This window comes from Streptomyces achromogenes subsp. achromogenes, assembly GCF_000720835.1.
In the GTDB taxonomy this organism is placed as follows: Bacteria; Actinomycetota; Actinomycetes; order Streptomycetales; family Streptomycetaceae; genus Streptomyces; species Streptomyces achromogenes.
The window spans coordinates 129075-148312 of the sequence record NZ_JODT01000021.1 but is presented as its reverse complement, the minus strand read 5'-3'; the positions used below and the strand labels follow the sequence as shown (position 1 = coordinate 148312).

General features: G+C 77.0%; 2 protein-coding genes. Both read right to left on the bottom strand.

Going from position 1 to position 19238, the window contains the following annotated elements; translation table 11 throughout:
- Nucleotides 1-19 precede the first annotated feature (19 nt).
- Nucleotides 20-3703 (bottom strand): type I polyketide synthase, encoded by a 3684-nt coding sequence (locus IH25_RS0122445; RefSeq protein WP_457852777.1) that lies wholly within the window; start codon nt 3701-3703, stop codon nt 20-22.
- A complete protein-coding gene (locus IH25_RS0122440; RefSeq protein ID WP_051754080.1) occupies nt 3700-19197 on the bottom strand; it encodes a type I polyketide synthase in 15498 nt (5165 codons plus the stop codon). Before IH25_RS0122440 ends, IH25_RS0122445 begins: the two co-directional genes overlap by 4 nt.
- Between the last annotated feature and the right edge of the window lie 41 nt (nt 19198-19238).

Sequence of the window (19238 nt, the reverse complement as noted above, 5' to 3'; positions counted from 1 at the left end):
CCTTTTCCGTGGTGCCCGCTCAGCGGGTGCCGGCGGCGGGTCCGTCGGTGAGCCATGCCTCGACCGCCTCGGCGGTGGTCTCCGCGTGGTCCTCCAGGATCGTGAAGTGGGTGCCGGGCACGTCGGCCGGCCGGTGTTCGGCGGGCCAGAGCGCCCGCCAGTCCCCGGTGCCGGGCCCGGTGGCGAAGGACTCGGTGGGCCGCACGAACAGCACCGGCGCCGTCAGCACGCCCGGCAGGCAGTGCTGGATGAGGTCGCTGTAGCGGCTCATCGCGGCGAGGCGGGCGGTGCCGAAACCGCCGAGGGCGGACTCGCGGGCCAGCATGCCGTCGAACATCTGCCGCCACAGCTCGTCCTTGCCGTCGTCCCCGGGCAGATAGGTGTCCAGCAGCACCACGCCCGCGGCCGGCCGGCCGGCCTTCTCCATGATCTCGGCCGCCGCGTGGGCGAACTGGCCGCCGGAGGAGTAGCCGACGAGCACGTACGGCCGCTCGTCCGGGCAGGCCCGGCGGATGCCCTCGACGACCGCCTCCAGCACCGCGTCCACCGAGCACGGCAGCGGTTCGCCGGGGCCGAAGCCGGGCATCGCGGGCACCAGCAGGTCACGGCGGCCCTCGAAGTGCCGGGCGAGACGGGCGTACTGGTGGGCGCCGCCCAGGGCCATCGGCGAGGGCAGGCAGACCAGCCGGAGGGTGCCGGGGCCGGTGGCCAGCCGCACCGGGTCGGTGACGTCGCCGAGTTCGGCCAGGCGGGAGAAGCCGGGGAGGATTCCGGCGACGGTGCGCAGCAGCTCGATGGCCTGGTCCATGTGTCCGTCGGCCGCCGCGCGCCGCACCAGGCCGCCGACCGATTCGAGGTCGTCGGCGCCGTCCGGGGCCGCGGGTGGTCCGGCCAGGTGGGCGCGCAGGGCGGTGGCGAGGGCGGCGGGGGTGCGGTGGTCGAAGACGGCACCGGCGGGCACGGTGGTGCCCAGGGCGGTGCCGAGGGCGGCGCGGAGTTCGGCGGCGGTGACGGAGTCCAGCCCGATCTCCAGGAAGACGGCATCGGGCTCGACGGCCTCCGGCCCGGGGTGGCCGAGGACGGCGGCGGTCTGGGCCCGGACCAGGTCCGTGAGCAGGGCCTCCTGTTCGGCGGGCCCGGCATCGGCCAGCCGTCGCCGCAACGGCCCGGTGTCCCCGCCGGCGGTGGCCTCGGCGGGCGGGCCGGGTTCGGCCAGGGGGCCGGCGGTGAGGGGTACGTCGGCGTTCAGCCAGTAGCGTGCGTGCCGGAAGGCGTAGGTGGGCAGTTCGGCGCGGGCGGTGCCGGGGAAGAGGGCGGCCCAGTCGGGTGCGAGGCCGTCGGTGTGCAGGCGGGCCAGGCCGGACGCCAGCGCGGCGGGTTCACCGCCGTGGCGGCGGCCGAGCGCGACGAGGACGGCGCCGTCGGCCGCCGGGCAGGCGCGGGCGAGGCCGGTGAGGTGGGCGTCGGGGCCGAGTTCCACGAAGCGGCCGGCGCCCGCGGCGGCGAGGGCGGTGACGGCGTCGGCGAACCGGACGGTCTCCCGCGCGTGCCGTACCCAGTAGCCGGGGTCGCGTAGTTCCTCGTCCTCGGCCAGGCGGCCGGTGAGGGTGGAGATCAGCGGGATCCGCGCCGGGTGGAAGGCCAGTTTCCCGGCCACGGCCCGGAACTCGTCGAGCATGCCGTCCATCAGGGGCGAGTGGAAGGCGTGCGAGACGGTGAGCCGCCTGGCCTTGGGGAAACCCCCGGCGGCGGCGAGCACCGCCTCCTCCTCGCCTGAAAGGACCACGGAGTCGGGGCCGTTGACCGCGGCGAGGGCGACCCGGTCGTCCAGCAGCGGCCGCACCTCCTCCTCGGTGGCCCGTACGGCGACCATCGCCCCGCCCTCCGGCAGCGCCTGCATCAGCCGGCCGCGTGCGGCGACCAGGGCGCAGGCGTCGTCCAGGTCGAGGACGCCGGCCACATGGGCGGCGGCGATCTCCCCGACGGAGTGCCCGGCGAGCAGGTCGGGCCGCACACCGAGGGACTCCAGCAGCCGGAACAGGGCGACCTCGAAGGCGAACAGCGCGGGCTGCGCGTACTCGGTGCGGTGGACGGCGTCGGGGTCGTCGCCCGCGAGGACTGCGGTCAGGTCCAGGCCGAGCCGGGCCTCGATCGCGTCGAAGGCGTCGGCGAACACCGGGTAGTGGGCGCGTAGTTCCAGGCCCATGCCGGGGCGCTGGGCGCCCTGCCCGGTGAACAGGAACGCGGTCCGGGTGCCGGAGCGGGCCCGGCCGGTGACGGCGCCGGGTGCGGGTGTCCCGGTGGCGAGGGCGCGCAGCCCGGCCAGCAGTTCCTCCCGGTCGGTGCCGGTGACGGCCGCCCGGTGGCCGAAGGCGGTGCGCCGGGTGCCGAGGGCGCGGGCGACGGCCGCCGGGTGGAGGCCGGGCCGGTCGGCGAGGAAGGCGTGCAGCCGTTCGGCCTGGTCGGGCAGGGCCGGTGCGGAGCGGGCGGACAGCGGCCAGATCACCACGGGGGCGTCCGGTTCGCCGTCCGCCGGATCCTCGGCGGGTGCCTCCTCGATGATGGCGTGGGCGTTGGTGCCGCTGATGCCGAAGGAGGAAACGCCGGCCCGGCGCGGCCGGTCGGTGGCCGGCCACTGCTGTTCCTCGGTGAGCAGCCGTACGTTGCCCGCGTCCCAGTCGACCTTCGTGGACGGCTGGTCCGCGTGCAGGGTGGTGAGGCGGGCGGCGGCCAGCGCCTGCCGGATCACCCGCTGCTGGGAAGGCCCGTTCGGCGCGGTCAGCCCGTTGGAGGCACCGTCCTGGTTCACGGCGGAACCCCGCAGGACGGCCAGCACCTCGTGCCCGTTGCGCCGGGCGTCGCTCAGCCGCTCCAGCACCAGGACGCCCAAACCTTCGGAGAACCCGGTGCCGGCCGCGTCGTCGGCGAAGGAGCGGCACCGCCCGTCCGGGGAGAGCGCGCCCTGCCGGCTGAACTCCACATAGGTGCCCGGCGAGGCCATCACCGTCACTCCCCCGGCCAGCGCGAGCGTGCACTCCCCCTGCCGCAGCGCCTGTGCGGCCAGGTGCAGCGTGACCAGGGAGGAGGAGCAGGCGGTGTCGACGCTGAGGGTGGGCCCCTCCAAGCCGAGGGTGTAGGCGACGCGGCCGGAGACGATGCTGCCGGAGCCGAAGCTGCCGAAGTAGTCGTGGTACATGACGCCCGCGAACACGCCGGTGCGGGAGCCGCGCAGGGTCGCGGGATCGATTCCCGCGTTCTCCAGGGCCTCCCAGGAACCTTCGAGCAGCAGCCGCTGCTGCGGGTCCATCACGAGGGCCTCGTTCGGGGCGATGCCGAAGAACGCGGCGTCGAAGTCGCCCGCGTCGTGCAGGAATCCGCCCTGCCGGGTGTAGGAGCGGCCCGGTGTGCCCGGGGCCGGGTCGTACAGGCCGGGGTCCCAGCCCCGGTCGGCGGGGAAGTCGGTGATGCCCTCACCGCCGTCCACGACCAGCCGCCACAGGTCCTGCGGGGAGCGGACGCCGCCCGGGTAGCGGCAGGCCATGCCGACGATCGCGACCGGTTCCCGGGCGGACGCGGTCAGCGCGCGGTTGCGTTCCCGCAGCCGCTCGATCTCCTTCAGCGAGGCGCGCAGCGCCTCGACCATCCTGGTGTCCGGCATCTCGGACTCGGCCATGGTCCTCTTCCTTGTCGCGGGCGTCGTCACAGGGCGTCGTCGTCCCCGCCGAGGCCGTCGAGCGCCATGCTGATCAGGCTCTCGGCGTCCATGGCGTCGAGCGCGGCGGGGCCGGCCTCGCCGTCGCCGGCCGGGTGCGGCGCGGGCCGCAGTCCGGCCAGTTCCAGCAGGCCGTCCAGCAGTCCGGCCTCCCGCAGCCGGGCCACCGGGATGGCGGCGAGCGCGGCCCGTACCGAGTCCTCCTCGGCGCGCGGCCCGCCCAGGGGCCCGTGCTGGGCGGCCGGGGCCAGTTCGGCGTCCAGGTGGTCGGCGAGCGCGGCCGGGGTGGGGTGGTCGAAGACGAGGGTGGCGGTCAGCCGCAGGCCGGTGGCCTCGTTGAGCCGGTTGCGGAACTCCACGGCGGTCAGCGAGTCGAACCCGAGGTCCTTGAAGGGCAGTCGGTCCTCGAACTCCTCGGTGCCGAGGACCGTACGGGCCTCGTCCCGGACCAGCCGCAGCAGCCGTTCGGCGCGGTCCTCGGGCGGGAGGGCGGCCAGTTCGCGGCGCAGTGCCGTCGCGGCGGCCGGCGCGGCCGGGCCGGCCGTGCGCGGTGCCCGCACCAGGGAGCGCAGCAGCGGGGCGACGCGTTCGGGCTCGCGCGGGGCGAGGTCCAGGCGGGCCGGGAGCAGCACCGGTTCCGGGCGGCCCGTCGCCGTGTCGAAGAGGGCGAGCCCGGTCTGCGCGTCCAGGGCGAGCACCCCGCCGGCGGCCACGCGCCGGGCGTCGGTGCCGGTGAGCCGGTCGGCCATGCCGCCGCTGCCCGCCCAGGCGCCCCAGGCGAGCGAGACGGCGGGCAGGCCGAGCGCCCTGCGGTGGGCGGCGAGGGCGTCGAGGAAGGCGTTGCCGGCGGCGTAGCCGGACTGGCCGGGGCTGCCGAGCAGGCCGGCGGCGGAGGAGAACAGCACGAACGCCGTCAGGGGCCGTTCGCGGGTCAGTTCGTGCAGGTGCCAGGCGGCGTCCAGCTTGGGCCGCAGCACCGTGTCCAGCCGTTCCGGGGTGAGCGAGGTGAGTACGGCGTCGGCGAGGACGCCCGCGGTGTGCACGACCGCGCTGACCGGGTGCTCGTCCAGGACCCGGGCGAGGGCGGCGCGGTCGGCCGCGTCGCAGGCGACGAGCGTCACCCGGGCGCCGAGCGCGGTCAGTTCCTCGTGCAGCCCGACCGCGCCGGGCGCCTCGGGCCCGCCCCGGCTGAGCAGCACCAGCCGGTCGGCGCCGTGCGCGGTGACCAGGTGCCGGGCGACCAGCCGGCCCAGGGCGCCGGTGCCGCCGGTGACCAGGACACCGCCGGAGTAGTCGACCGGGGCGGATTCCGGCAGGCGCGGGGCGCGCACCAGCCGGGGGACGTGCACCGCGCCGTCACGCAGCGCGAGCTGGGGTTCGCCGGAGGCGACGGCGGCGGGCAGCAGCCGGCGGGAGGCGTCGGTGCCGTCCAGGTCGGCGAGGACGAGGCGGCCGGGGTGCTCGTTCTGGGCGGAGCGGATCAGGCCCCACGCACCGCCGGCACCGGGGTCGGTGACGTCCCCGGGGCCCGTCGCCCCGGATGTCGCCACCACCAGGGTGGCGTCGGCGGACCGGGGGTCGGCCAGCCAGTCGCGCACCTGGGTGAGCAGGCTCCGCAGACCGGCCCGGACCGTGTCCGGGTCCGCGCCGCCGGGGTGGACGAGGACCAGGGTCTCGGGGGCGTCGGCGGCGGCCTCGGCCGGGCCGGCGGCGACGGTGACCTCGGCGACCTCGCCCGCCAGGGCGGCGGCCAGTTCCTCGCGGCCGGGACCGCAGACGGTCCAGCGCCCGGCCTGTGGGGCCGCGGGCACGGCGACGGGCACCCAGTCCGGGGCGAACAGGTCGTCGTGGCCGCCCGCGGCGGCCGCTGCGATCCGTTCCGGGTCCACCGCCCGCAGTGTCAGCGACGCCACCCGCAGCACCGGCCGCCCGGCGTCGTCGGCGGCCTCGACGCGTACCGCGCCGGGGCCGGCCGGGGCGATCCGCACCCGCAGGGCGGTCGCACCCGGGGCGTACAGCTCCACGCCGCTCCAGGCGAACGGCAGCGTCATGCGCTCCTCGGTCCCCGCGCGCAGCCCGATGGCGTGCAGGGCGGCGTCGGACAGCGCCGGGTGCAGGCCGAACCCCGCGGTGCCGCCGGTCACGGCGACCTCGGCGCAGACCTCCTCGCCGCGCCGCCAGGCCGCCTTGAGGCCCTGGAAGCCGGGCCCGTACTCGGCGCCCAGCTCGGCCAGCCGCTCGTAGACGCCGTCCAGGGCGACCGGTTCGGCGCCGGGCGGCGGCCAGGCGGCCGGGCCGGGTGCGGGCCGCTGCCCGGCGGGCCGCAGCACACCGGTGGCGTGGGTGGTCCAGGGGTCGCCGTCGCCGTGGGCGGCGTACACCCGCAAGGCGCGGGCGCCGGTGGCGTCGGGTTCGCCGACCGTGCACTGGAGGCGGACGGCGCCGTCCTCGGGCAGCAGCAGCGGTTCGGTGACGGTCAGCTCCTCCACCGCGGGGCAGCCGGCGCGGGCCCCGGCGGCCAGGGCCATCTCCACGAAGGCGGTGCCCGGCAGCAGCGCCGCCCCGCCCACGCGGTGGCCGGCCAGCCACGGCTGTTCGGCCAGGGAGAGGTGCCCGGTGTACAGGAGGCCGTCGGCGCCGGCGAGTTCCACGGCGGTGCCGAGCAGCGGGTGCGCGTCGGCCGGGCGTGCCGGGGCCGGGTCGCCGGTCATCCAGTAGCGGGTGCGCTGGAAGGCGTAGGTGGGCAGGTCCGAGCCGTCGCGGTGGGGCAGCAGGCCCGTCCAGTCGACGTCCGTGCCGTGCGCGTGCAGCGCGGCGAGCCCGGTGAGCAGCGCGTCGGTCTCCTCGCGGTCCTTGCGCAGCAGCGGTACGACGGGCGTCCCCTCGGGCAGGCACTCGCCGGCCGCGGCGGTCAGCGCGCCGCCGGGGCCGACCTCGGCGAAGTGCCGTGCCCCGGCGGTGTGCAGGGCGGTGACGGCGTCGGCGAAACGGACGGCCTCGCGGGCGTGCCGTACCCAGTACTCGGGTCCGGACAGCTCGTCGGGGGCGGCCGGGGCGCCGGTGAGGGTGGACACCAGCGGGATGCGCGCGGTCCCGTACGACACGGCGGCGGCGATCTCGCGGAACTCCTCCAGCATCGGCTCCATCAGGGCCGAGTGGAAGGCGTGGCTGACGGCGAGCTCCTTGCTGCGGGCGAAGCGGGCGGCCAGGGCGCGGGCCGGTCCGGCGGGCCCGGAGACGACGAGGGAGGCGGGCCCGTTGACGGCGGCGATGCCGACGCCGTCGGCGAGCAGCGGCAGCACCTCCTCCTCGGTGGCGCGTACGGCGATCATCGCGCCGCCTCCGGGCAGGGCCTGCATCAGGCGGCCCCGGGCGGCGACGAGCGCGCAGGCGTCCGCCAGGCCGAGCACGCCCGCGGCGTGGGCGGCGGCGAACTCGCCGACGGAGTGCCCGGCGAGCAGGTCGGGCCGCACGCCGAAGGACTCCAGCAGCCGGTACAGGGCCACTTCGACGGCGAACAGCGCGGGCTGGGTGTACTCGGTGCGCTCCAGCAGTTCGGCGGAATCCAGCACCTCGGCGAGCGGCCGGTCCAGCAGCGGGTCGAGGTGGGCACGGACCTCGTCGAAGGCGGAGGCGAAGGCGGGGAAGTCCGCGGCGAGGCGGGTGCCCATGCCGGGCAGTTGCGCGCCCTGGCCGGAGAAGAGGAAGGCGAGCCGGCCGTCGGTGGCGGTGCCGAGCACTCCGGCCGGGGGTGTGCGGCCCTCGGCCACGGCCCGCAGTCCGGCGGTCAGTTCGTCCCGGGTGCGGCCGAGGACGGCGGCCCGGTGGCCGAGCCGGGTCCGGGCGTGGGCGAGGGCTCCGGCCAGCCGGTGCGGGTCGGTGTCCGGGGCGGCGGACAGGTGGTCCAGCAGCCGGGCGGCCTGGGCGCGCAGGGCGTCGGGGGTGTGCCCGGACAGCAGCCACGGCACGGTGCCGCCGGCCGGGACGGCGGGCTCTCCGGCGGGCTCCTCGGCGGGTGCCGCGGCGGGTGCGGCCTCGATGATGACGTGGGCGTTGGTGCCGGAGATGCCGAAGGAGGAGACGCCCGCGCGGCGCGGACGGCCCGGGTCCGGCCAGGGGCGGTTCTCGGTGAGCAGCCGGACGTTGCCGCCCTCCCACTCCACGTGCCGGGTGGGCCGGTCCACGCCGAGGCTGGCGGGCAGGGTCTCGTGGCGCAGCGCCTCGATCATCTTGATGACGCCGGCGACCCCGGCGGCGGCCTGGGTGTGGCCCAGGTTGGACTTGACCGAGCCGAGCCACAGCGGGCGGTCGTCGGTGTGTTCGCTGCCGTAGGTGGCGATCAGCGCCTGGGCCTCGATGGGGTCGCCGAGGGTGGTGCCGGTGCCGTGCGCCTCGACCACGTCGACGTCGGCCGCGGCGACACCGGCCGCTTCCAGGGCGCGGCGGATGACGCGCTGCTGGGCGGGCCCGTTGGGGGCGCTGATGCCGTTGGAGGCGCCGTCCTGGTTGACGGCGGTGCCGCGCAGCACGGCGAGGATGCGGCGGCCGTTGCGGCGGGCGTCGGAGAGCCGCTCCAGCAGCAGCACGCCGGCGCCCTCGCCGAAGCCGGTGCCGTCGGCGGCGTCCGCGAACGGCTTGCAGCGGCCGTCCCGGGACAGGCCCCGGTGCCGGCTGAACTCCACGAAGGTGCCCGGGGTGGCCATGACGGTCACTCCCCCGGCCAGCGCCAGCGAGCAGTCGCCCTGCCGCAGCGCCTGCGCGGCCAGGTGCAGCGCGACCAGCGAGGAGGAGCAGGCGGTGTCGACGCTGAGCGTGGGTCCCTCCAGGCCGAGGGTGTAGGCGACCCGGCCGGAGACCACGCTGCCGGAGCCGTAGCTGCCGAAGTAGTCGTGGTACATGACGCCCGCGAACACGCCGGTGTCGGAGCCGCGCAGGGTCGCGGGGTCGATGGAGGCGCGCTCCAGCGCCTCCCAGGAGGTCTCCAGCAGCAGCCGCTGCTGGGGGTCGGTGACCAGGGCCTCCTCGTCGTCCATGGCGAAGAACGCGGGGTCGAAGCCGGCCGCGTCGTACAGGAAGGCGCCGTGCCGGGTGTAGCTGGTGCCGGGGCGGTCCAGGGTGGGGTCGTAGAGGCGGTCGAGGTCCCAGCCGCGGTCGGTGGGGAACTCGCCGATGGCGTCCCGGCCTTCGGCGACCAGCCGCCACAGGTCCTCCGGGGAGGCGATGCCGCCGGGGAAGCGGCAGGCCATGCCGACGACGGCGATCGGTTCGTCGTCGGCGGCGGCGCGCGGGGCGGTGCGGGCGGGGGCCGGGGCGAGGGTGCCGGTGAGCTCGCCGAGCAGGTGGCCGGCGAGGACGGCGGGGGTGGGGTGGTCGAAGACGAGGGTGGCGGGCAGCTTCAGGCCGGTCGCCGTGGTGAGCCGGTTGCGCAGCTCGACGGCGGCCAGGGAGTCGAAGCCGAGCTCCCGGAAGGCCAGGGTGCGGCCGACGTCCTCGGCGGAGCGGTAGCCGAGGATGGTGGCGACGTGGCCGCGCACGAGGTCGGTGAGGAACGGCTCGCGTTCGCCCGCCGGCAGTCCGGCGAGCCTCTCGCGCAGCGCGTCGGCGCCGCCGGCCGCGCCGCGCGCACCGGCCGCTCCGGCCCGGCGTACGGGCACCAGGGCGCGGAACAGCGGGGCCGCCTCGGCGCCCTGGGCGCGCAGCGCGGCCAGGTCCAGCCGCACCGGCAGCACGGCGGGGTCGGCGCCGCGCACGGCGGTGTCGAACAGGGCGACGCCCTCCTCGGTCTCCAGCGGGGCGACGCCGCCGCGGGCGATCCGGCCGAGGTCGGTGTCGCCGAGGGTGCCGGTCATGCCGCCGGCCCGCGCCCACAGCCCCCAGGCCAGGGAGTGCGCGGGCAGTCCGAGGGCCCTGCGGTGTACGGCGAGGGCGTCGAGATAGGCATTGGCGGCGGCGTAGTTGGCCTGACCGGGCGAGCCGAGCGTGGCGGCGGAGGAGGAGAACAGCACGAACGCCGACAGGTCCAGGCCGGCGGTGAGTTCGTGCAGGTTCCAGGCGGCGTCGACCTTGGGCCGGAACACGGTGTCGAGCCGCTCCGGGGTGAGCGAGGAGAGCACCCCGTCGGCGAGGACACCGGCCGCGTGGATCACCGCGGTCAGCGGCCGGCCGGCGGGTACGGCGTCCAGTACGGCGGCGAGCGCGGCGCGGTCGGCGGCGTCGCAGGCGACGCTCGTCACCTCGGCGCCCAGCGCGGTGAGTTCCTCCACCAGGTCCCCGGCGCCGCCGCTGCGGCTCACCAGCAGCAGGCTCCGCACCCCCCGCTCGGTGACCAGGTGCCGGGCCACGATCCGCCCGAGGGCGCCGGTGGCTCCGGTGAGCAGGACGGTGCCGGTGCCGAAGCCGCCGTCCGGGGCGGTGGTCTCTCCTTCGGGCGACCCGTCGGCGGCCGGGGTATCCGCGGTGACGCGGGTCAGGCGCGGCAGCTTCCAGGTGTCCTCGTGGAACGCGACGTGGGGTTCGCCCAGGGCCGCCGCCTCGGAGAGGCGTTCGGGGGCCGGGGGTGTGTCGGACTCGACCAGGACGATCCGGCCGGGGTTCTCCGACTGGGCGGAGCGGACCAGGCCGCCGGCGGCGGCGCCCGCCGGGTCGGTGCCGGTGACGACGACGAGCGGGGTGTCGGCGAGGCGGTCGTCGGCCAGCCCGGCGCGCAGCGCGTCCAGGACCGCGCCGACGGCCGCCCGGGTCTCGGCGGCGCTCGCCCCGGCCGGGGCCCGCACCACCTCCACCGGTCCCGCGGCCGCCGTGACCGGCGGGGCGGGGACCCACTCGACCCGGTACAGCGCGCCCGCGCGGGGCGTGCGGGCCGCGGCGGCCAGCGCCTCGGTGCGCAGGGGCCGCAGGGTGAGGGCGTCGACGGTGGCGACGGGGGCGCCCGTGGGATCGGCGAGCGTCAGGGCGACGGTGCCTTCCCCGGTGGGCCGGACGCGGACGCGCAGCGCGGTCGCCCCGGTGGCGTGCAGCCGTACCCCGGACCAGGCGAACGGCAGCAGGGCCTCCTCGCCGGCCGCGTCGGTGAGGCCGACGGTGTGCAGCGCGGCGTCCGAGAGCGCCGGGTGCAGGGCGAACCCGTCGGGTACGGCGTCGGTGGCGACCTCCGCGTACAGGCCGTCGGCGGTGCGCCAGGCGGCGCGCAGGCCCTGGAACAGCGGTCCGTAGCCGAGGCCGAGGCCGGCCAGGTCGTCGTACAGGCCGTCGAGCGGGACGGGTTCGGCGTCCCGTGGCGGCCAGTCGGTGAGCGGGTCGGTGGGGACGGGCAGGGTGCCGGTGGGGGCGAGCAGGCCGTCGGCGTGCCGGGTCCACGGCAGTTCCTCGTCCGGGCTCTCCGGGCGCGACCAGATGGTGACCGGACGGGTGTCGCCCTCGGGCGCGCCGACGGTGACCTGGAGCTGGACGGCGCCGCGGTCGGGCAGGACGAGCGGCGCGTGCAGGGTGAGTTCGGCGATGTCCCCGCAGCCGACCTGGTCGCCGGCGCGCAGGGCGAGTTCCAGGTGTCCGGTGCCGGGGAAGAGCAGCCGGCCGCCCACCCGGTGGTCCGCCAGCCAGGGCTGGGTCGCCGCGGACAGCCGGCCGGTGAGCACGGCGCCCTCGGTGTCGGCGCGGACCATGGCGGCGCCGAGCAGGGCGTGGTCGGTGGGGGCGAGGCCGGCGGAGGTGACGTCGGCGCCGCCCGCGGTGCTGTCGAGCCAGTACCGTTCGCGCTGGAAGGCGTAGCCGGGCAGCGGCACCCGGCGGGGCCGGCGGCCCTCGGTGACAGCGGTCCAGTCGACGGCGGCGCCGTGGGTGAACGCCTCGCCCAGCGCGGTCAGCAGCCGCTCCCGGCCGCCCTCGTCGCGGCGCAGGGAGCCGACGGCGGCCACGGCGTCGTCGGTCTCCTGGATGCCGACGGTGAGCACCGGGTGCGGGCTGGCCTCGATGAACAGCTGGTGCCCGGCGGCGACGGCGGCCCGTACCGCCTGTTCGAACAGCACGGTTCCGCGCAGGTTGGTGTACCAGTACTCGGCGCCGAGCGTGGTGGTGTCGAGGGGGCCGCCGGTGACGGTGGAGTAGAACGGCACCCGGGTGGCGCGCGGCTCGATGCCGGCGAGGTCGTCGGCGAGGCGGGCGCGCAGGGTCTCGACGTGGGCGCTGTGCGAGGCGTAGTCCACGGGCAGGCGCTTGGCGCGGACCTTCTCGGCGCGCAGCAGGGCGTGGAGTTCGTCGAGGGCTCCGGGGTCGCCGGAGACCACGGTGGAGGCGGCGCCGTTGACGGCGGCGACCGACAGCCGGCCGTCGAAGGCGGCGAGCCGGGCGCGGACGGCGTCGGCGCCCTCGCCGACCGACATCATGCCGCCGGAGCCGGACAGCAGCTCGGCGATGGCCTGGGAGCGCAGGGCGACGACGCGGGCGCCGTCGGCGAGGGACAGCGCGCCGGTCGCGCAGGCGGCGGCGATCTCGCCCTGGGAGTGGCCGATGACGGCGGCCGGGGTGACGCCGTAGGCGCTCCAGGTGTGCGCGAGGGACACCATCACGGCCCACAGCAGCGGCTGGACGACGTCCACCCGGTCCAGGGTGCCGCGCAGCTCGGTGGCGAAGTCCCAGTCCGTGTAGGGGGCGAGGGCGGCGGCGCACTCGGCCATGCGGGCGGCGAACACCGGTGACTGTTCGAGGAGTTCGGTGGCCATGCCGGACCACTGGGAGCCCTGGCCGGGGAAGACGAACACGGGGCGGGCGCGGCCGGGGGCGGTGCCCTGGACGAGGGTGCGGGCGGTGGTGCCGTCGGCCAGCGCGGCCAGGGCGCCGCGCAGTGCGGCCGGGTCGGCGCCGGTGATCGAGGCGCGGTGGGGGAAGCGGGCGCGGGTGGTGGCGAGCGACCAGCCGATGTCGGACGGGTCGAGGCCGGGGTGGGTGTCGAGGTGGCCGAGGAGGGCGGCGGCCTGTCCGGCGAGCGCGGCGGGTGTCCTGGCGGTGAGCAGCCAGGGCACGGCGAGGCCCTCGGGTGCGGGGTGCTCGGGCTCGGCGGGGGCGGGCGGGGCCTGTTCGAGGATGACGTGGGCGTTGGTGCCGCTGATGCCGAAGGAGGAAACGCCGGCCCGGCGCGGCCGGTCGGCGGCGGGCCACTGCTGGTCCTCGGTGAGCAGCCGTACGTTGCCCGCGTCCCAGTCGACCTTCGTGGACGGCTGGTCCACGTGCAGGGTCCTGGGCAGCACGCCGTGCCGCATCGCCATCACCATCTTGATGACACCGGCGACCCCGGCGGCGGCCTGGGTGTGCCCGATGTTCGACTTCACCGAGCCCAACCACAACGGCTGCTCCCGGTCCTGGCCGTAGGTGGCCAGCAGGGCCTGCGCCTCGATCGGGTCGCCCAGCGTCGTCCCCGTACCGTGCGCCTCCACCACGTCCACATCGGCGGTGGTCAGGCGGGCGTTGTCCAGGGCCTCGCGGATGACGCGTTCCTGGGCGGGGCCGTTGGGGGCGGTCAGGCCGTTGGAGGCGCCGTCCTGGTTGACGGCGGTGCCGCGGACCAGGGCCAGTACCTCGTGGCCGTTGCGGCGGGCGTCGGAGAGGCGTTCCACGACGAGGACGCCGACGCCCTCGCCCCACACCGTGCCGCCCGCCGCGTCGGCGAAGGCGCGGGTGCGGGCGTCGGGGGCGAGCGCGCCCTGCCGGCTGAACTCGATGAACGTCTCCGGGGTGGCCATCACGGCGACACCGCCGACCAGCGCCAGGCTGGACTCCCCCTGCCGGAGCGACTGGGCGGCCAGGTGCAGCGCCACCAGGGACGAGGAGCACGCGGTGTCGACGGACAGGGAGGGGCCCTCCAGGCCGAGGGTGTAGGCGACGCGGCCGGAGATGATGCTGCCGGAGCCGAAGCTGCCGAAGTAGTCGTGGTACTGGACGCCGGCGAACACGCCGGTGCGGCTGCCCTTGAGGGTGTGCGGGTCGATGCCGGCGCTCTCCAGTGCCTCCCAGGACGTCTCCAGCAGCAGCCGCTGCTGGGGGTCCATGACGAGGGCCTCCTTGGGGCTGATGCCGAAGAAGGCGGCGTCGAAGTCGCCCGCGTCGTGCAGGAAGCCGCCCTCGCCGACGTAGGAGGTGTCGGGGCGGCTGCGGGTGGGGTCGACGATCCGGTCCACGTCCCAGCCGCGGTCGGCGGGGAAGGCGGAGATGGCGTCGGTGCCGTCGGCGACCAGCCGCCACAGGTCCTCCGGGGTGCGGACGTCGCCCGGGTAGCGGCAGGCCAGGCCGACGATCGCCAGCGGCTCCCCGGCGCGGGCCGCGCGGGCGCCCCGGGCGCCGCGGGACGCGGCCGGGGCGTCGCCGATCAGCGTGCCGAGGTGGGCGGCGAGCGCGTCGGGCGAGGGGTGGTCGAAGACCAGGGTGGCGCTCAGCCGCCGGCCCAGTTCGGCGGAGAGGGAGTTGCGCAGTTCGATGGCGGCGAGCGAGTCGAAGCCGAGGTCCTTGAAGGCCCGCTCGGTGTCCACGCCGCCCGGGTCGGCGTGCCCGAGGACGGCGGCGACATGGGTGCGGACCGTGTGCAGCAGCGCCTCGGCGCGCTCCTCGGCGCCCAGGGCGGCCAGCCGCTCGGCGAGGCCGCCGGCGCCGGTGCCCTCGGCGGCGGCCTCCCGACGCACCGGGCGGCCCACGAGGGCGCGGAGGACGGGCGCGAGTCCGGGGCCCTGGGCGCGCAGCGCGGGCAGCGAGAGCCGTACCGGCGCCAGGGCGGGACGGCCCGCGCGCAGGGCCCGGTCGAACAGCGCGGTGCCTTCCGCCGCGGACAGGGCGGTCATGCCGCCGCGGGTCATCCGGGCCCGGTCGGCCTCGTCGAGGGTGCCGGTCATGCCGCCGGCCGGCGCCCAGGGGCCCCAGGCCAGCGACAGGGCGGGGGCGCCGTGGGCGTGGCGGTGCGCGGCGAGGGCGTCCAGGAGGGCGTTGGCGGCGGCGTAGTTGCCCTGGCCGGGGGCGCCGACGGTGCCGGCGACGGAGGAGAACAGCACCAAGGGGACGTGCTCGCCGGTCAGTTCGTGGAGGTGGAGGGCGCCGAGAGCCTTCGGCGCGAGGACGGTGTCGAGGCGTTCGGGGGTGAGGGAGGAGACCACGCCGTCGTCCAGGACGCCGGCGGCGTGCACGACCGCGGTGAGGGGGCGGTCGGCGGGGAGGGCGGCCAGGACGGTGGCGAGGCGGTCCCGGTCGGCGATGTCGCAGGCGTGGGCGGTCGCGGTGGCGCCGAGGGCGGCCAGTTCGGCGATCAGGTCGTCGGCGGTGCCGGAGCGGCTGAGCAGCGCGAGGTGCCGTACGCCGTGCGCGGTGACCAGATGGCGGGCGAGGATCCGGCCGAGGCCGCCGGTGGCGCCGGTCAGCAGGACGGTGCCCTCGGGGTCGAAGGCGAAGTCGGGTGCCCCGTCGGTGAGTTCGGCGCGTATCAGGCGGGCGGCGCGGGCGGTGCCCGCGCGCACGGCGAGCTGGGGTTCGCCGGTGGCGAGGGCACCGGGCAGGACGGTCGCGGCGTCCGCGCCGGGTTCGAGGTCGAGCAGGGTGAACCGGTCGGGGTGCTCGGACTGCGCGGACCGCACCAGGCCCCATACGGCGGCGCCGGCCAGGTCGGGCACGTCCTCGCCGGCGGTGCTCACCGCGCCCCGGGTGACCACGGCGAGCGGGCGGGGGTCGTCGTCCTGAAGGGCGGCGAGCGCGGTGCGCAGGGCCTGGCGTACGGCGTCGGGGGTGGACCCGGGGGCGCTGTGCAGCACCCGGTGGCCGGGGTCGGGGGCGTCGCCGTCCAGGGGCAGCGGCTGCCAGTCGAGGGTGAACAGCGCGTCGGCGGCGGGGTCCTGGTCGGCGAGGCGGGTGAGCGGGCGGGAGGTCAGCGAGGCGACCGTGGCGACGGGGGCGCCGTCGGCGTCGGCCAGGTCGACGGCGAAGGCGTGGTCGCCGGCGGGCGTCAGCCGGGCGCGCAGCACCGAGGCACCGGTGGCGTGCAGGGTGACGCCCGCGAACGCGAACGGCAGCCGGGCGGTGTCGTCGGCGGAACCGTCGCCGAGCAGGGCGAGGGAGTGCAGGGCGGCGTCGAACGCGGCCGGGTGCAGGCCGAAGCGGGGCGCGTCGGCGGCGGGCCGCTCGGGCAGCCGTACCTCGGCGAACAGTTCCCCGTCGCGCCGCCAGGCGGCCGTCAGCGCCCGGAAGACGGGCCCGTACTCCAGTCCGGCGGCGGCGTGCCGCTCGTACAGGCCGCCGGTGTCGAGCGCCTCGGCGTCCTCGGGGGGCCAGTCGTCCAGGCGGGTACCCGGCGTGGCGGGGCCGGCGGTGAGCAGGCCGGAGGCGTGCGCGGTCCACGGGGCGTCGGCGGGCAGGCTCTCGGCGCGGGCGTACACGTGCACCGTACGGGCGCCGGAGGCGTCGGGCGCGCCGACGGCCACCTGGACCCGTACGCCGGCGTCCGGGGGCAGCACCAGGGGTGTCTCCAGGGCGAGTTCGTCCAGGTGGGCGCAGCCGACCTGGTCGCCGGCGCGGACGGCGAGTTCGACCATGGCGGTGCCGGGGACGACGATCCGGCCGGCGACGACGTGGTCGGCGAGCCAGGGGTGGGTGCGCGCCGACAGCCGGCCGGTGAGCACGGCGCCGTCGGTGTCGGCGAGGACGGTGGCGGCGCCGAGCAGCGGGTGGTCGGCGGAGTCGAGTCCCACCGAGCCGACGTCACCGGCGATCGCGGTCGTCTCGGGCCAGAACCGTTCGCGCTGGAAGGCGGTGGTGGGCAGGTCGACGGTGCGGGCGCCGGTGAACAGCGCGGTCCAGTCCACGGCGGCGCCGCCGGTGTACAGCCGGGCGACGGCGGTGAGCAGGGTCTCGGTCTCGTCGCGGTCGCGGCGGGAGGCGGCGGCCAGGACGGCGTCGTTACCGGTGCCGGTGCCGGACTGGGTACCGGCGTCGGCTTCGGTGTCGTCGGCGGTCAGGCAGTCGCGGGCCATGGCGGTCAGCACGGCGTCCGGGCCGACCTCGAGGTAGCGGGTGACGCCCTCGGCGGCGAGGGCGCGGATGCCGTCGTGGAAGCGGACCGCCTCGCGCACATGCCGCACCCAGTAGTCGGGGGAGGCGATGTCCTGGGTGGCGAGCGCGCCGGTGACGTTGGAGACGACGGGCAGGGTGGCCCGGTGGTAGGTCAGGGACTCGGCGACCGTCCGGAAGCCGTCCAGCATCGGTTCCATCAGGGGCGAGTGGAAGGCGTGCGAGACCGTCAGCCGGCGGCTCTTGCCGAAGCGGGCGGCCACCGCCTCGGCCTCGGCGGCGTCCCCGGAGATCACCACGGAGCGGGGGCCGTTGACGGCGGCGATGCCGACCCGGCCGGTGAGCAGCGGGCGGACCTCCTCCTCGGTGGCGCGTACGGCGATCATCGCGCCGCCCTCGGGCAGCGCCTGCATGAGCCGGCCGCGCGCGGCCACCAGCGTGGTCGCGTCCCTCAGGTCCAGCACGCCCGCCACGTGGGCGGCGGCGATCTCGCCGACGGAGTGGCCGGCCAGGTAGTCGGGGGTGATCCCCCAGGACTCCAACAGCCGGTACAGGGCGACTTCGAAGGCGAACAGCGCGGTCTGGGTGCGGGCGGTGCGGTGCAGCGGCCCGGGGTCGTCGCCGAGGACGAGGTCGCGCAGGTCGTCGTCGCCGGTCAGCGCGCAGATCTCGTCGAAGGCGCGGGCGAAGACCGGGAACCGCGCGTGCAGGTCGCGGCCCATGCCGGCGCGCTGGGCGCCCTGGCCGGTGAACAGGAAGGCGGTCTGCCCCTTGCGGACCCGGCCCGAGGCGGCGCCCGGGCCGCCCTCGGCCACGCCGGTCAGGCCGGCCAGCAGTGCGTCGCGGCCGGCGCCGAGGACCACGGCCCGGTACGGGTGGGCGGTGCGGGTGGCGGCCAGGGAGTGCGCCACGTCCACCGGGTCCAGTTCACCGACGGTGGCGGCGAGCCGGGCGGCCTGCTCGCGCAGGGCGCGTTCGGTGCGGCCGGAGACCACCCAGGGCACCAGCGGCGGCGCCGTGCGCGGCTCCGCCTCCCCCGGTCCTCCGGCTCCCCCGGCCTCCCCTGCTTCTTCGGCGGGGGCCTCCTCCAGGATGGTGTGCGCGTTGGTGCCGCTGGCGCCGAAGGAGGACACGGCGGCCCGGCGGGGGCGGCCGGGGTCGGTCCAGGGCCGGTTCTCGGTCAGCAGCCGGATGTCGCCCTGTGCCCAGTCGACCTTGGTGGAGGGCTGCTCGGCGTGCAGCGTCCGGGGCAGGACCCGGTGGCGCATCGCCATGACCGCCTTGATGATGCCGGCGACGCCGGCCGCGGCCTGGGTGTGTCCGATGTTGGACTTCACCGAGCCGAGCCACAGCGGCTGTTCGCGGCCCTGTCCGTAGGTGGCGAGCAGCGCCTGGGCCTCGATGGGGTCGCCGAGGGTGGTGCCGGTGCCGTGCGCCTCCAGCAGGTCCACGTCGGCCGGGCCGAGGTCGGCGGAGGCCAGCGCGGCACGGATGACGCGCTGCTGGGACGGGCCGTTGGGGGCGGTCAGGCCGTTGGAGGCGCCGTCCTGGTTGACGGCGGAGCCGCGGACCACGGCCAGGACCTCGTGACCGTTGCGGCGGGCGTCGGAGAGCCGTTCCAGCACCAGCATGCCGGCGCCCTCGCTCCAGCCGGTGCCGTCGGCGGCGTCCGCGAAGGACTTGCAGCGGCCGTCGGCGGCGAGGCCGCGCTGCCGGCTGAAGGCGATGAAGTTGCCCGGGGTGGACATCACGGTGGCGCCGCCGGCCAGGGCGAGGGTGCACTCCTTGTTGCGCAGCGCCTGCACGGCGAGGTGCACCGCGACGAGCGCCGAGGAGCAGGCGGTGTCGATGGTGACGGCCGGGCCCTCCAGGCCGAGGGTGTAGGAGATGCGGCCGGAGATGACGGCGGCCAGCACGCCGGTGCCGAGCGCGGCCTCGCTGTCGTCGGGCATCCGGGCGAGCAGGTCCTTGTAGTCCTGGCCGTTGGTGCCGGCGAACACCCCGACGCGGGCGCCGTGCACCGCGTCGGGGGCGATCCGGGCGCGTTCCAGGGCCTCCCAGGACACCTCCAGCAGCAGCCGCTGCTGGGGGTCCATCGCGAGCGCCTCGCGGGGGCTGATGCCGAAGAAGTCCGGCTCGAACCCGGCCGCGTCGGCGAGGAACCCGCCCCGGGTGACGTAGCTCTTGCCGGTGGCGTCCGGGTCGGGGTCGTACAGCGTGTCGAGGTCCCAGCCCCGGTCGTCGGGGAAGTCGCCGATGGCGTCGGTGCCGTCGTGGACGAGCCGCCAGAACTCCTCGGGGGTGGTCACGCCGCCGGGGAAGCGGCAGCCCATTCCGACGATGGCGATGGGTTCCCGGTCCTGGGTCTCCACCTCGCGCAGCCGCCGGCGGGTCTGGGCCAGGTCGGCGGAGACCCGCTTGAGGTAGGAGAGCAGCTTTTCGTCGTTGGTCATCGGGTGTCGCCACTCCTGTGCGAAGAGGGGGACCGCGGTGC